We start from the raw sequence: 14,512 nt of genomic DNA on the forward strand, positions 1-14,512 counted from the left end.
GGGGGGGGGAGCCGGTCGGGTTCGGGGAGCATTCATCGGGGGCGCCAATTGGCCAGAGCCTCCAGGGCGATTTGGGCACGGTGTTCTCCTCGCAGTCGTTTGGGAATTTTTTTGCCGGTCAGGGCCGGGAAGAGGCCGAAGTTGATATTGCTGGGCTGAAAAACATCGGCCGCGGTCTCGGTCAGGTGCTTCACCAGGGCGCCCAGGGCGGTTTCCGGAGGGGGCGCCGCCGGCGCTCGCCCCTCCAGGAGGTCGACGGCGTTGAGGCCGGCCAGCAGCCCCATGGCGCTGGATTCCACGTAACCCTCCACCCCGCTGAGCTGGCCGGCCAGCAGAATATCGGGCCGAGCCTTCAATTGCAAGGTGGCCTCGAGAACCCGGGGGGCGCAGACGAAGGTGTTGCGGTGAATGCTGCCCAGGCGGGCGAAACGAGCCTGGGCCAGGCCGGGAATCAGCCGGAAAACTTCTTTCTGGGCCGGATGGGTCAGTTTGGTCTGAAACCCAACCATATTGTAAAGCCGGCCTTCACGATTTTCCTTCCGCAACTGAACCACCGCGTAGGCTTCTCGCCCGGTGCGGGGGTCGGTGAGTCCCACCGGTTTCAGGGGGCCAAAACGGGGGGTGTCGTCGCCCCGGGCGGCCATGATCTCGATGGGGAGACATCCTTCGAAGTATTTCGGTTCCTCGAAATCATGCAGTGGAACCTGGGGGGCGCTTTTGAGGGCCTGAATAAAGTGGTGGTACTGCTCCCGGTTCAGGGGACAGTTGAGGTAATCCCCGGGGCCGGCCTCGTAGCGGGAGGCGGGGAAGACAATGCCCATGTCCAGGGAATCGGCATAAACGATGGGGGCAATGGCGTCATAAAAGGCCAGATGCCGGTGGCCGATCAGTTCCGCCAGGGAGGCGGAAAGGCTCGCTCCGGCCAAGGGGCCGGCGGCGATGATCAGGGGGCCCGGGCCGGGGGGAGGCACGGCGGTGATTTCCCGGCGGATAACGGTGATCAGCGGTTCCTGCTCGATTTTTGCCGTGATCCAGCGGGAAAAAAGGTGGCGATCCACCGCCAAGGCCCGCCCGGCCGGCACCCGGGTGGCCGCGGCCGCCGCCATGATCAGCGAGTCCAGGCGCCGCATCTCCTCCTTGAGCAGGCCCACCGCGTTGTGGGGATCCTCAGCCCGCAGGGAGTTGCTGCAAACCAGTTCAGCCAGGTCCGGCGATTCATGGGCCGGGCTGAAGGAGAAGGGCTTCATCTCGTAGAGGGTGACCGCCCAGCCGCGCCGGGCGGCCTGCCAGGCGGCTTCCACTCCGGCCAGGCCGCCCCCGATGATGGTGATTCCGGCTGCAGTTCCGGCCGCCCCGGCTCTTGCCGCGGTCAGCTCCGGCGCAACCGGGTTGGGCTGTTCCCCGGGGCGGCTGACGGAATTGGGGGGGCGGGCCGGACCTTTATCTTCCATTACATCCCCAGTTCGCTCTTGATGGTGTTGACCACGGCGTCGCTGGAGGTGCCGGTGATGCTTTTCAACAACCCTTCCTTTTCATAAAAGCCGACCAGGGGGGCGGTTTTCTGGTTGTAGGTTTCCAGGCGGTGGTTGATGGCTGCCACCGTTTCGTCGTCGCGCTGGATCACCGGGCTGCCGCACTTGTCGCAGACCCCTTCCTTTTGCGGAGGGCTGCTCTTGACGTTGTAGATCGCCTGGCATGCGGAGTTGGCGCAGGTCCGGCGGGTGGTGAGCCGGTCGAGGATGACATCCCGGGGGACTTCGATGCTGACCACCATGTCCAGGGTGATGTCGATCCTGGCCAGCAGCTCCTTGAGGGCTTCGGCCTGGGGGATGGTGCGGGGAAAGCCGTCCAGCAGAAAACCTTGGGCGCAATCGGGCTGCTGCAGTCTTTTTTCCATGATGCCCATGATCAGTGAATCGGGCACCAGGTCACCCTTGTTCATGTACTCTTCGGCCTTACGGCCCAACTCCGAGCCGGCCTGCACCTCGCCGCGGAGAATATCGCCGGTGGAAATCTGGACCGAACCGTCGATGGCGGTGAGCATCTTGGCCACCGTGCCTTTGCCGGCGCCGGGGGCGCCCAGTAGAATTAGTTTCATTTTTAACCTCCTCTTTATTGAATGGATGATTTATGGGGAACCAATTCTTATACCCGATTATGGCGGCAATGAACAGGATAAATGCGCCAAGCTTACGCCCCGTTTTTGTTTTGGAGAGCCCAACCCTGCCTGTCCCGGCGGGCAAGCCTTCGGCCTGCCTCGGCTCAGGGCTTGCTCCTTTACGAGCAGCCTGATGCGGCCGCGGATCGCCCGAACCCGCTCCGGCCCTTATTGTGTTGAGCCCGGCCCGATCACCGTTTTCGCTCGAGATTGATGGGCAGGGAAAGGCGGCGGCCCTCACGTTGACAGCCGCGGAATCGGTCTTATTTTTTAGGCGTGAAAGAGGACCCCCCAAGGGACCGGCGCCGGTTACGGAGTACCAATGGCCGGCCAGCGCGGCTAATTGGCGCCGGGGCTTGGGGGTGATTGCGACGGCCGCTGTTGCAAGCCGTCTACTAATGCCGGAACCAGAACAATGGAGGTGGATTATGGCGATTATGCGATTTTATGACCAACCGGTTTTTCGTAATCCCTGGGCCGATTTTGAAAGGATGCGCCGGGAATTCGATACCCTTTTCCGGGGCCTGGGCAGTGAAGCGGCCCGGGGCGGGGCCACGGTTTTTCCCGCGCTCAACGTCAGCGAGGACCAGCATAACATCTATGTCCGGGCCGAGATCCCCGGGGTTGCCGCCGCCGACCTGGAGGTCGGGGTGGAGGGCGATACTTTGACCATCAAGGGTGAGCGGCGGGGGCGGGAACTGGGCGCCCAGGTTTCCTGTCATCGGCGGGAAATTGAAAGCGGCCACTTCAGCCGGGCCCTGACTCTGCCCACCCGGGTCAATCCGGAGGGGGTAACGGCCGCCAGCAAAAACGGGATCCTGTTGATCACCCTGCCCAAGGCGGAAGAGGTCAAGCCGCGCAAAATCACGGTTAAGACCAGTTGAGCCTTGCCGGGGCAGCAAGCCGGCTTTTGTCGGCCGGCGACTCTTAGCCAATATTTGTCCAGCCGCTAAAGTGCCAGCGCAGGAGGTGTGTTATGATCGAAAAGGAAATGCAAGTGCAGCGGAAACAGGAAGTGCAACAGGCCGGGGAACCGACCAAGCCGGAGCGCTATTTCGTCCCCGCCGTCGATATCTATGAGACCGAGGATGCCGTTCATCTGCGGGCCGAAATGCCCGGCGTCGATAAGGACGGGGTGGAAATCAACCTGGAAAACGATACCCTGACCATCAAGGGTTTCAAGGGCGCCAACGGCGGCAACGAGGAACGGGTGCTGCTGCGGGAATTTGAAACCGGCCATTACCTGCGCCGGTTTACCATGGCCGAAACCATCGACCGGAATAAGATCGAGGCCACCATGGCCGATGGTCTTCTCACCCTGGTACTGGCCAAGGTGGAGCCGGCCCGGCCCCGCAAAATCGAGGTCAAGAGCGCGGCCTAGCCCTTATCATGGTTCTGCCGCCGGCCGGCGGCAGGCGCGACCATCTGCCGGCTTAGCTTATAAAAAACCAAATAAAAAAGGCCGTCTCCGGTTTCCCGGTGACGGCCTTTTTGTTGTGCCCTTGCGGGCGTTAGGAAGGAGAGAGAGGGAAAAAGCACAAAACCTTGAAGGAGGAGGGAAGGTATGAGCTTTTGTAAATATAGACAGTGGGGTTACAGAAAGGTTCCGGGTGGGGCATGATTTTTTTTAGTTTTTTAAAAAACCCTTAAGATCAAGAGGTTGAGCAGGCCAATAATAAATCCGAGCAGGGCGCCGAACAGATTGATGTACTTGAACTGATCCTGCATGATTGAAAGCAGCAGGGCCTCCAGGCGGGGCAGGATGTTGGCCGGCCGGCCCAGGGGCCTGGCCAGCAGCCGGGTTGTCACCAGATCGTCGAGCAACCGGTCGAGCATTTGTTTGCCCCGGGGCGAGCGGAGCAGCCGCAGCAGTTCGTCATTGGTGAACCGGTGGGCTTCGATGGCGGCCTCGGGTCCCCGGAATTCCGTCAGAACCGCGGCCAAAGTCCGGTCCCGGCGAGCGGCGAGGGCCTCGGCCAGCAGGTCGGTGACGGCGGTGGCGGGCGGCGGGAATTACTCCGGGGGTCAGGGGAATCCGCACCCCGGCGATGCGCCAGGGCTTGAGCGGTCTGAAGAGCATCCGGATGGCGATATGGTTGGTCAGGTAGCCGATCAGGGCTCCGATCAGGGGCAGGCTGAGGTAGGCCAGCGAGTTCATCGCCGCCGGGAGCCGAGGACGTTGTCCACCTCCAGGGCCTGGGCCATGGCGGGGCGGAGAAAATCATCCCCCAGCACGGTCCGGTTTTCCTCGATCAGGGCGCTCAGCCCGGCAATATCTTCCGCCTCGGCCAGATCCAGCACCCTGGTCAGGTTGGCGGCAAAATCCCGCAAGATCCGGCGGCCCTCGCCGGGACAAGCCAGGATTTCCGCGTAGGTGCGGGGGTTTTGGAAATGCACCCGGGCCATGGCCAGCATCGAATAGGCCGAGGTCAGGGTGGCATGGCGTTCGATTTCGCCGAGGGGTAGCCGGTGCTGGCGCAGGGTCATGGCCAGGGCCATGGCGGTGGCGCTGGGCAGCTTCTGGCTGACTCCCATCAACAGGTTGTGGCGGGGGGCCGAGTCCTTGGAGATCACCGCCCCGTGCTTATAGAGAAAGGCCTCGAATTCGCTGCACAGCACTCCGCTGCGGGAGGTGCGGACCAGGGAGACATTCTTGTCCTTCATGCTGGCGGCTTTGGGGCCCCAGAGATTGTGGACCAGCATTACCTCCACGTCGGGCTTGGTGTGCTCGAGGGCGGCGGCGATGCTGGCTTCCGCTTCCCCGGCCAGCAGGATCAGGGCCTGGTTTTTTTGGAGCTGGGGGCCGTATTGGCGGATGCTGGCCACCGTGGCGCTGATGGGGACGCAGAGCGCCACCAGGTCAACTTGGGGAATCATCGTTTCCGGGCGCAGCTCGCTGTGGCGGCCGGTGAGCAGGACCTCGTAACCTTCGCCGGCCAGACGGCGGGCGAACCACTGGCTCATCTCGCCGCTGCCGATAAAGCCGCATTTGCGGATCCGCTTGGTCCGCATGTCCACCCGGGGGAAGGTTCCCAGGATCCTGATGCTGCCCGGCTCCCGGATTACCTCTGTTTCGATATGCTCCAGGGCTTGGCGGATGTCGGGATCATCGGCGTGCCCCTCCATTTCGACGAAGAAGCAAAGCTTCTGACTCTGGACCTCGGTTTCGGAATCCATGTCCAACAGGTTGATGCCCCGGCGGGCAAATTCGGCCAGGGTTTCATAGAGCAGGCCGACCCGGTCCTTGAGGGGGGTGGTGATAATCGCGGTGGCATCGTAACCGGTGGCCGGGGGCAGGGTGTCGCCGAGGACCGCGAAACGGGTCCGGTTGTAAGGGCTGACTTCCCGCTCCCGCAGCAGCAAGCCGTAACGGCGCAGGGCTTCTTCCGATTCGATTACCCCGAAGTTGTCTTCACCCCCCTTGATAAGTTCGGCCACCGTCCGGTCCAGGTCGTGGACCGCCAGCAGGTCGGCGGCAGGATAGTTGGCGGCGATGTACTCTTCGCCCTGGCGGAGAAAAGCGGCCCGGCCGGTGATGATTTCGATCCTGCTGCCGGCGCCGGGAACCCCCAGGGAGAGATGGACCGGCAGCACCACGTTGTCCTGCCAGTAGTGACGCCGGCTGGCGGTCAGCAATTGGAAGAAATCCCGGTTGCGGCCCTCGCGGGTATTGTAGGCCGGCAACAGGGCCCGGGCGGCCCGACCCTCATCGAGGGCGGTCAGAACCGCGGCGGGATTGGGCAGCAGCAGCAGGTCGGCTGCGGGATCGTACTGCCGGGCCGCCTGCCAGGCATGGGAGCCGGCAGGGCCTAAGGTGGCGATGGTAACCATCAGAATTCCTCGGTAATAAGCGGCGGTTAAAACAACGGGGCGGCCATGCTGGTGTACCCGGCGCGACCACCGTTATATCAATAATAGTTATAATGCCAGGATTATTAGTTGGTTCCGGACTTGTGGTCAATCGTTTTTGCGCCGGGAGCAGTCCCGAGAAAGAATAGCTATTCTATCATGCTGTCGTTGGGTGCTTTTTTTTGATTAAGGGCAAGATTTGTGCTTGCAAAGGGGAATCGATTCGGGCACTATACTACAAAGTGTGACAAAATGTCGCACTCAAGCAGGGGTTGGTGCCGGTGGTATCCGTTGGTGGACAGGGTTTAAGCAAAAATCCCTCGCCGCGGGAGGGGCCGGCGAAAATTAAAGCACCACAGAGGAGAGTCAACATGAAAAAAGTATTGGTTACGGCGGTGGCTTTAACGATGCTGGTAGGCGGTTATCTGTCGTTCACCACCGTGGACAAGGAAGCGGCCCAGGCGGTAGCGGGCAAACAGAACTATAAAGCCAACGTTTACGTTGCCGGCATGGGCGGCCATTTCGCCGTTGCTGATGTAACCATTGACCCCAACAACAGCGAGGCTCCGATCACCGTTAACAATCTCGGCATGCTCAATATCGGCGGCAAGTCCCATCCTACCCATGACGGGCGGATCGACGCCAATGACCGCAATATCATGTTCTGGTCCACCTACCGGCCGGATGAGGACGGCAACCTGCATGTGGGCAAATCCGATCTGAAGACCGGCCGGGTCCTGGTCGATGTCGCCCTGCCGCCGGATGAACGCGCCACCTGGACCGGAGCCAACTACTGCGGTTCCGGCCAGTCGGAAAACTATTTCATGCCGGTTTACATGGGCGATGAAGGCTATATCGACGTCTTCGCCAAGGATGATCTGGCCCACACCCAGCGGGTCTTTTTCGATGATCTGGGCTACAAGTCCGGCGAGTACACCTTCGCCCACGGGACCAATACCCCCGACATGAAGCATTTCCTGCTCAGCCTCAACCTGACCCCCGACGGTCATACCAAGTTCACCGGCAACACCCAGTTAATCCTGCTGGACATGAAAGCCCTGGAAGAGGGCAAGATCAAGAAGGTGGCCGAGGCCACCATCACCGGCAAGCCCCGTGACGCTTCCGGCGGCACCATAACCTTCCGCCAGTATTTCACCGAGGACGGCAAGTATCTCTTCCAGTCCGGCGCCGACCGCGGCTATATCATCGATGCTAAAACCCTGGAAGTCAAGCAGGTTGCCAGCCCGCTGCCCGGCGAGGCCCATGACATGATGCCGACTCCCGACGGCAAGTACGCGATCTTCACCTTGCGGGAGAAAGTCTTCTCCGCCGCCGATGAAGGTACTGTGACCGACGGCACCCTGGCCCTCTACGATGTTCAGGCCCGCCAGATCGTGGGCGACAGCGCCTCCGTCTGCCTCGCCTGCCACCAGAATTTCGGCAAGGCCGGCAGTGCGGTGCTTTGTGGCATGGATGCCAACTTCATGTAAAAAAAGGCCCTCCGGCCGGGGCCTGCTTTCCGGTCCGAAGACGCCCAAATGAATCCTACTTGATTGCAGAAATGGCAGCAATGGGGCATCATGCCGGCAAGGCTTGATGCCCCATTGCTTCAGGGTTCAGGCTCCCGTTTCCCTTTGCGCTCCTCCTGATTTTTTTTATTTAACTTTTTTCGGCGACATTCATGCAGATCACCTTTCTGGCCCTGGCCTTGAAGAACCTCAAGCGCAAGGCCTTCCGCACCACCGTTTTGGTTTTTGCCATTGGTCTTTTCGTTGCCCTCCTGGTTTTTGCCGTATCATTTACCATCAGCATCACCTCCACCATCGATCGCGTCTCCAAGCGTCTGGGGGCGGATATCATCGCGGTGCCGGTGGGGGCCCGGACCGAGGCCCAGGAATACCTGCTCGAGTCCCGCAATACCTCCTTTTACATGCCGGCCGCCCTGCTGGACGAGGTGCAGCGGATCGAAGGAGTGCGGGCCGTAACCCATCAAACTTATGTCACTTCCATTGACGGCCTTTGCTGCGATGTCATTCCCACCATGATCGTGGCCTATGATCCGGCCACTGATTTCATCATCAAGCCCTGGTTGAACCGGGCCATCGGCCGGCAACTGGGGCCGGGGGAAGCCATTGCCGGGGCTGGAACCGCCGAGAATCTCGGCTTGGGCCTGCTGGGGATCGAAGCCACCCTCTTCAACAATCGTTTCACCATTGTCGGGGAGTTGGAGGCCACCGGCACCGGGTTGGACAACGCCCTCTTCATGACCGAGGAAAGTTTGCAGGAAATCATCGCCAGCGGGCTCTCTCCTTTGTCAAAAGACCAGATTTCGGTGATCTTCATCCGCCTCGACGATGGTCTGGACCCCGACTACATGGGCCGGGTGATCGAGGGCCAGGTCTTCCAGGTGGACGTGGTCACCCGCAGCAGCATGGGAGTTCGCTGGCTGACGACCTTGGCTGACATCAACAAGATATTTTTGGTAACGGTTTCCCTTTCCTCGCTGCTGACTATTTTCCTGGTCTGGTCGATTTTTACCGCCATTGCCAACGAGCGGATCCGGGAAATCGGGATCATGCGGGCCATCGGGGCCCGTCAAGCCCAGGTGGTCAAGCTGTTTTTTCTCGAGGCCGGGATGCTGGGGGTGGGCGGCAGTTTGCTCGGGGTTTTGGGCGGAACCTATCTTTCCGCCCGGTTGGCCGCCAGTTTTGCCCTGATGAACAGTATCTCCGCCGGTCTTGAGTTGGGGCAGCAGTTGGCCATCGGGGCCCTGGGTCTGCTGGTGGGTGGCGGAGTCTGCCTGGCCGGGGCCCTGCTGCCGGTTAACCGGATCAAGAAGGTCGAGCCGCTGCTGGCCATCAAAGATGCCTAAGCCCAGGGCGGCAATTGGTCCCGGCTTTTGGTCTAACTACTGATGAGGGATGTGGTGGCGCAACTTGAGTTGAAAGAAGTCAGCAAGATATACCGGGTGGGAGACAATGTCATTACCGCCCTGGACCGGGTTTCCCTGAGTATTGCCAAGGGAGATTTCATCTCGGTGGTCGGCCATTCCGGCTCCGGCAAGACCACCCTGGTCTCGATTGTCGGCGGGATTTTACGGCCCAGTTCCGGCCAGATCCTGTTTGAGGGGGAGGACATCTGCGCCCTGGGGGATGTGGACCTTTCCGGCTACCGCAATGAACGGATCGGTTTCATGTTTCAATTCGCCAGCCTGCTGCCGATGCTTACCGCCCGGGAAAACGTCATGCTGGCGGCTCTTTTCGCCCAGGAGCGCTCCCGCGAGGAACAGCAGCGGGCCGATCACCTGCTGGACCTGGTGGGAATCGGTGAGCGGGTCGAGGCTTATCCCGGCGAACTTTCCGGCGGGCAGCAGCGCCGGGTGGCCATTGCCCGGGCCTTGATGAACAACCCGGGCCTGATCCTGGCCGATGAGCCCACCGGCGACCTGGACGAAGAAACGGAGGCCGAGATCATGAAGCTGCTGGGGCGGATTAACCGGGAACAGGAGGTGACGATGATTCTGATTACCCATAACGCGGCCCTGGCCCGGACCGCCGATCGGATGCTGCGGATGAAGAACGGACGCCTGGTCGGGGTCACGGAACGGGAATAGAGCGGCCAGATTGACGGGGGGAGGGGATCGGGCTAAGCAATTCCGGCGGTCAGAATTGTCCTGACCGCCGGAATTGCGGAACCGGCTTAAAGAGCTCGGAATTGCCCGCAGGGGTTGCAGCCTAGATTATGTCGGCCGGCCACAGCAGGCTGGCGCTGATCCAGCCGGTGGCGCCGTCGGAGTGCCGGACCCTGATCCAGTCCCCCCTTCTTTCCAGGGGCTCGAAAATTACCCCGTAGCGAACCGAGGCGATGACCTCATGGTTGGTCCCGGGGCCACCGCGCATATTGGCGGTATTGACCCGGACGATCAGGGTTTTGGTATTACTGACCAGGGGGATGTAGATCCAGCCCTGGTCATTTTCGAAATCACTGACCCGGGCCCATTCGCCCCTCCGTTCGAGAATTTGCAGGGGAAAGCCGCGAAAGACCTCCCAGACAATGGCATGATCGGTGCTGGGGCCGGAGCGGATGTTGACCTTGTCGCGCTGGATACTGACATATTCCGCCGCCGCCGTCGCCGGCAGGGATAGCAGCAGCAAGGAGGTCAGGACGATCAGGCCTCGGCGGGACAGGTTGAAAAAGCGCGGCAATCTCTTCATAAAGCAACTCCTTGGGGCAATTGTTTGGTTGTCATGGTTGACCGGGGACCAGCCCCGGCATGGGCTTTCCCCGGGGACTTTTTCAGTCCGGGGACGATCGCAACAACAAGTTAGCCTAGCAGCAACCGGGAGGCAAGTCAACAACCGGCCCAGCGGCGGACTTTTCAGGTCTCGGCCGGGTCCTTTCCCCGGCAGCGCAGACAGGCGAGAAATTCCCGGTTTCCTTTGGGGCCCGGAATCGGCGAGTTTATCACCCCTTCCCAGTGCAGGCCCAGACTCAAGGCAAAATCCTTGAACCGGGCGACAACTTCCCGGCGCAGATCCTCGTCCCGCACCACTCCGCCCTTGCCGACCCGGCCCTTGCCCACCTCAAACTGGGGTTTGATCAGGGGAATAATCCGGGCCTCAGGCTCCAGCAGGGGCAGGAGGGCGGGCAGGAGCAATTCCAGCGAGATAAAAGAAGCGTCCAGCACGGCCAGGGCGATGACTTCCGGGATCTCGGCCGAACTCAGATAACGGGCATTGGTTCTTTCCCGGACCACCACCCGCTCGTCCTGGCGCAGCTTCCAGGCCAGTTGGCCGTAGCCAACATCCACCGCATAAACCCGGGCCGCCCCTCTTTGCAGCAGGCAATCGGTAAAACCCCCGGTGGAGGCTCCGATATCGAGGCAAACCAGGCCGGAGGGATCAACGGCGAAATGATCCAGGGCGGCCGCCAGTTTCAACCCGCCCCGGCTCACGTAGGGGCAGAGGTTTTCCTTGACGCTCAATTCCGTTTCCGGAGCCAGCAGGGTGCCGGCCTTGTCCACCATTTGATCGCCGGCCCGCACCAGGCCGGCGGCGATCAGGGCCTGGGCTCGCTGCCGACTTGGGGCCAGGCCCCGGGTCACCAGCAATTTGTCCAGGCGTTCTTTCATGCCGCCGCGGCCGTTTGGCGCTGGATATGTTCACAGAGTTCGGTGGCGATGGTCTCGATCCATTGCTGGTCGGGCCCTTCAACCATGACCCGGATCAGCGGTTCGGTGCCGGATGCCCGGATCAGAATCCGCCCTTCGCGGCCGAGTTCGGCCTCCAGGCCGGCCGCCAGTTGCTTAAGGCCGCTGATCCTGGCCACCGGAAGCTGGCGGGAGATGCGGACGTTGCGCAGCACTTGGGGGATGGCGGTCATCTCGCCGGCCAGTTCGGAAAGTCTTTTGTTCTCCCGGATCATCACCGCCAGCAGGCGCAGGGCGGCGAGGATGCCGTCACCGGTGGTGTTGTGGTCGAGAAAGATCAAATGGCCCGATTGCTCGCCGCCGAAATTGTAGCCCTTGATCCGCATGCGCTCCACCACGTAGCGGTCGCCGACCTGGGTTCGTTCCAGCCGGCCGCCCTTGGCCCGCATGAAATGCTCCAGGCCGAGATTGCTCATCACGGTGGCCACCAGGGTTTTTTTGCGCAGCTTTTTGCGGGCCAGCAGGTCGCCGGCGCAGATCGCCATGACCTGGTCGCCGTCCAAAACCGTGCCCCTTTCATCGGCCACCATCAGCCGGTCGCCGTCGCCGTCCAGCGCGATGCCGATATCGGCGCCGACCTCGCGCACCTTGGCCGCCATCACCTCGGGGCAGAGCGCCCCGCAGTCGCGGTTGATGTTGGTCCCGTCGGGCTCCACCCCGATGGTGGTCACCTTGGCCCCCAGTTCGCTGAAGACATGGGGGGCCACCCCGTAGCCGGCCCCGTGGGCGCAATCGAGGACGATATGAAAATCATCCAGGCTGTAGTCGGCCGGGAAGGTGTTTTTGAGAAATACGATATAGCGGCCCCGGGCGTCTTCCAGCCGGGACGCCCGTCCCACTTCTTCGGCGGTGGGGCGGAGAGTCGCCATCTTCTGGGAGAAAATCAGGTCTTCGATGGCCAGCTCTTCGGCGTCGGGTAATTTGTAGCCGTCGGCGGCGAAAATTTTGATCCCGTTGTCGGCAAAAGGGTTGTGGGAAGCGGAAATGACCACGCCGGCGTCGGCCCGCATGCTGGTGGTGATGAAGGCAATGCCCGGAGTGGGCAGGGGGCCCACCAGGAGGATGTCTACCCCCATGGAACAGATTCCGGCCGCCAGGGCGTTTTCGATCATGTAGCCGGAAAGGCGGGTATCCTTGCCGATGACGATCCGGTGCCGGTGATGCTTCTGGCGCACCAGCAGGGCGATCCCGCGCCCGATCTGCATGGCGATTTCGGTGGTCATCGGGTAAAGGTTGGCAACTCCCCGCACCCCGTCGGTTCCGAACAATCTTCTCATGGTTTGCTCTCTGGACTGAATTCCTTGAATGGGCCGCGGCTCGTTATGGTGCCTGGGGGTTTGGGGCGATTTTGACGCTGACCTGTTCCGGCCGGATATTGACCACCTCGATCGGTTCATCGCCGCTGACGGTCGGGCTCAGGCTGTGACTTCCCGGCTCCAGCCCACCGACATCGAGGGTGATGACCAGACGTTGGGCCAGGGCGGCGGGATCTTGGTGGAGGCTCAAGGGAGCCCGGACCCGAACCTGGATGCTGCGGGGGGAAACGGTGTAGGCCAGGTTTTCTGCCTGCCCCACCAAGGCCGGCGTCAGATTGCTCAGGCTGATTTCCCCGGTCTTTTCCCGGATGACCACCAGAGCGGTTACCATGGCCTCGCCCAGCAGCTCCATCAATTCCTGGTCAAGCAGCAGGGGGACCTGGCGGATGGTGGTGCTGTCCAGGCCGGCCACATCGATGGGCATGGTCCGCAGGAGGCTGATCCGGCTCAGCAGAGCCTCCGGTCCGCTGACGCTGATTACTTCCGGTTGCAACTCCACCCTGGCCAGTTCGTAGCCGCTGGCCGGCTCGCCGCTGATTTCGGCCTGCAGGGGCAGGTTTTTCTCTTTGAGGCGATCAATCAGCAGGGTGGTGTGGGCCGGCTGAACCCGCAGGACTTCGATCCCCCGGGGAAAGGGCAACTCTTCCGGCTCATTGCGGATGGCCATGGTGCCCGGCTTGGCATCGGCCAGATTGATGGTCCAGCTGATATGCTGGCGCCTGAGGCCGTCGATAAGGCCGCGGGGGCCGGAAATGGTGACTTCCAGCTGCTGTTTGTACTGATTGGCGATGACCAGGTCCCGGGGCAGATTGACCAGCTCCACCGGTACCAGCAGATGGGTGTCCACCTTGTCCTCGCCGACCACGAAGTACCAGAGCAGAATGGCAAAAAGCAGCGCCAGCAGCCGCAGGACCCAATCCTTGGGCCAGTAGCCGGCCAGGTCAACGGTGACCAGCTTTTTTATTTGTTCAACCAGCTTTTCCATAGCTTGGGAGATATATATTCCTTGGGCATAAAAATGGCATCCAGACGGATGCGCAGCGCTTTCTCGTCAAGGTCGAGGGTCAGGGCTCCATGTTGGGCCAGGGAAACCCGGCCGGTTTCCTCGGAAATTACGATAACCACCGCGTCGGTTTCCTCGGAAATGCCGATGGCGGCCCGGTGGCGGGTACCCAGGTGTTTGCTGATATAGGGATTTTTCGCCAGGGGGAGGACGCAGGCCGCGGCCACGATCCGATCGTCACGAATGATCACCGCCCCGTCATGCAGAGGTGATTCATGGACGAACAGCGAGTAGAGCAACTGGTGGCTCACCATAGAATCCAGGGGCTGGCCCGATTCGAGAAAATCCTTGAGTCCGGTTTCCCGTTCGAGGACGATCAGGCCGCCGATTCTTTTCTGGGCCAGCAGGTAGGCGGCCCTGACCACTTCATCCAGGACCTGGTGAGTTTTTTCGCCGGCTTTGCCGAAAGGGGTGCGGCCGAACTGGGTCAGGGCCCGGCGGATATCGCGCTGAAAAATAATAATGATGATCAGGAAAATCGAGCTTAAAAAGGTGCTGAGCAACCAGTAAAGGGTCAGGAATTCCAGTTCCCGGGCGGCAAAGTAGATGACGATCAGGACGGCGATGCCGATGAGCATCTGCATCGCCCGGGTACCCCTGATCAGCAGGATTATCCGGTAGATAAGGTAAGCGACGATCAAGATATCGAGGACATCTTGCCAGCGCAGGGAGGTCAGGTTTGTCAGCATCTGGTTGAAAAACCATCTTCATAGTGCGGAGCCGGCCGCAACCAAAACTGGTCAGGGCTTGTTGTCGGCATGGCCACAGTGGTAACTTAAGTAAAGTAGCCGATAAAGCCCCGGTCAGGCAAGAATAGTGTTTGATTTTTCTCAAAAAAACCCGGCTTGCCGATCGGCTGGTTTGCTGGTCCCGGCGGCCGCCAGACCGGGGCCGTATTTTTTCGGCGCTTGCAGCTT

15 protein-coding genes are annotated in these 14,512 nt (G+C 61.2%); 5 read left to right on the forward strand and 10 right to left on the reverse strand.

The window, feature by feature from the left end; genetic code table 11:
* Positions 1-32 precede the first annotated feature (32 nt).
* Positions 33-1,451: a methylenetetrahydrofolate--tRNA-(uracil(54)-C(5))-methyltransferase (FADH(2)-oxidizing) TrmFO gene (trmFO, locus tag ACHHTY_RS00785; protein WP_395492130.1), complete on the reverse strand. Its 1,419-nt coding sequence runs from the start codon at positions 1,449-1,451 to the stop codon at positions 33-35.
* Entirely contained in the window at positions 1,451-2,098 is a 648-nt protein-coding gene (locus ACHHTY_RS00790; protein ID WP_395492131.1) for an adenylate kinase, read from the reverse strand. Before ACHHTY_RS00790 ends, trmFO begins: the two co-directional genes overlap by 1 nt.
* A 488-nt stretch (positions 2,099-2,586) precedes the next feature.
* Here ACHHTY_RS00790 and ACHHTY_RS00795 point away from each other — a divergent pair, with 488 nt between their 5' ends.
* On the forward strand, positions 2,587-3,042 hold the full coding sequence (locus tag ACHHTY_RS00795) for an Hsp20/alpha crystallin family protein (RefSeq protein WP_395492132.1): 456 nt from the start codon (positions 2,587-2,589) through the stop codon (positions 3,040-3,042).
* Between the two features lie 92 nt (positions 3,043-3,134).
* The gene (locus ACHHTY_RS00800) at positions 3,135-3,539 is read left to right on the forward strand and encodes an Hsp20/alpha crystallin family protein (protein ID WP_395492133.1); all 405 of its coding nucleotides are present in this window, start codon (positions 3,135-3,137) and stop codon (positions 3,537-3,539) included.
* Positions 3,540-3,793: 254 nt separating this feature from the next.
* On the opposite strand, the gene ACHHTY_RS00805 is transcribed toward ACHHTY_RS00800, so the two are convergent.
* From ACHHTY_RS00805 to ACHHTY_RS00815, 3 genes are read right to left on the reverse strand one after another with little or no spacing between them, the layout of a single operon-like run.
* A complete protein-coding gene (locus tag ACHHTY_RS00805) occupies positions 3,794-4,102 on the reverse strand; it encodes a DUF445 domain-containing protein (RefSeq protein WP_395492134.1) in 309 nt (102 codons plus the stop codon).
* Positions 4,035-4,316, reverse strand: coding sequence for a DUF445 domain-containing protein (locus ACHHTY_RS00810; RefSeq protein ID WP_395492135.1), 282 nt, complete (start codon positions 4,314-4,316; stop codon positions 4,035-4,037). The genes ACHHTY_RS00805 and ACHHTY_RS00810 overlap by 68 nt, the downstream gene beginning before the upstream one ends.
* A complete protein-coding gene (locus tag ACHHTY_RS00815) occupies positions 4,313-5,989 on the reverse strand; it encodes a prephenate dehydratase domain-containing protein (protein ID WP_395492136.1) in 1,677 nt (558 codons plus the stop codon). Before ACHHTY_RS00815 ends, ACHHTY_RS00810 begins: the two co-directional genes overlap by 4 nt.
* A 389-nt stretch (positions 5,990-6,378) precedes the next feature.
* On the opposite strand from ACHHTY_RS00815, the gene ACHHTY_RS00820 reads away from it, so the two are divergent.
* The 3 genes from ACHHTY_RS00820 to ACHHTY_RS00830 all read left to right on the forward strand — a co-directional run bounded on the left by ACHHTY_RS00820 (position 6,379) and on the right by ACHHTY_RS00830 (position 9,620).
* Entirely contained in the window at positions 6,379-7,497 is a 1,119-nt protein-coding gene (locus ACHHTY_RS00820; RefSeq protein ID WP_395492137.1) for a hypothetical protein, read from the forward strand.
* Between the two features lie 191 nt (positions 7,498-7,688).
* The gene (locus tag ACHHTY_RS00825; RefSeq protein WP_395492138.1) at positions 7,689-8,879 is read left to right on the forward strand and encodes an ABC transporter permease; all 1,191 of its coding nucleotides are present in this window, start codon (positions 7,689-7,691) and stop codon (positions 8,877-8,879) included.
* 51 nt (positions 8,880-8,930) lie between these two features.
* On the forward strand, positions 8,931-9,620 hold the full coding sequence (locus ACHHTY_RS00830) for an ABC transporter ATP-binding protein (RefSeq protein WP_395492139.1): 690 nt from the start codon (positions 8,931-8,933) through the stop codon (positions 9,618-9,620).
* Between the two features lie 121 nt (positions 9,621-9,741).
* Here the strand turns inward: ACHHTY_RS00830 and ACHHTY_RS00835 are convergent, their stop codons facing one another.
* The 5 genes from ACHHTY_RS00835 to cdaA all read right to left on the reverse strand — a co-directional run bounded on the left by ACHHTY_RS00835 (position 9,742) and on the right by cdaA (position 14,284).
* Entirely contained in the window at positions 9,742-10,221 is a 480-nt protein-coding gene (locus ACHHTY_RS00835; protein ID WP_395492140.1) for an SH3 domain-containing protein, read from the reverse strand.
* A gap of 164 nt (positions 10,222-10,385) precedes the next feature.
* Positions 10,386-11,138 (reverse strand): TlyA family RNA methyltransferase, encoded by a 753-nt coding sequence (locus ACHHTY_RS00840; protein WP_395492141.1) that lies wholly within the window; start codon positions 11,136-11,138, stop codon positions 10,386-10,388.
* Positions 11,135-12,493: a phosphoglucosamine mutase gene (gene glmM / locus ACHHTY_RS00845; protein WP_395492142.1), complete on the reverse strand. Its 1,359-nt coding sequence runs from the start codon at positions 12,491-12,493 to the stop codon at positions 11,135-11,137. The genes ACHHTY_RS00840 and glmM overlap by 4 nt, the downstream gene beginning before the upstream one ends.
* A gap of 43 nt (positions 12,494-12,536) precedes the next feature.
* Positions 12,537-13,517, reverse strand: coding sequence for a CdaR family protein (locus ACHHTY_RS00850; RefSeq protein ID WP_395492143.1), 981 nt, complete (start codon positions 13,515-13,517; stop codon positions 12,537-12,539).
* A complete protein-coding gene (cdaA, locus tag ACHHTY_RS00855) occupies positions 13,493-14,284 on the reverse strand; it encodes a diadenylate cyclase CdaA (RefSeq protein ID WP_395492144.1) in 792 nt (263 codons plus the stop codon). Before cdaA ends, ACHHTY_RS00850 begins: the two co-directional genes overlap by 25 nt.
* Between the last annotated feature and the right edge of the window lie 228 nt (positions 14,285-14,512).

The sequence above is a fragment of the Desulfurivibrio nitratireducens genome, from assembly GCF_044068515.1.
In the GTDB taxonomy this organism is placed as follows: domain Bacteria; phylum Desulfobacterota; class Desulfobulbia; order Desulfobulbales; family Desulfurivibrionaceae; genus Desulfurivibrio.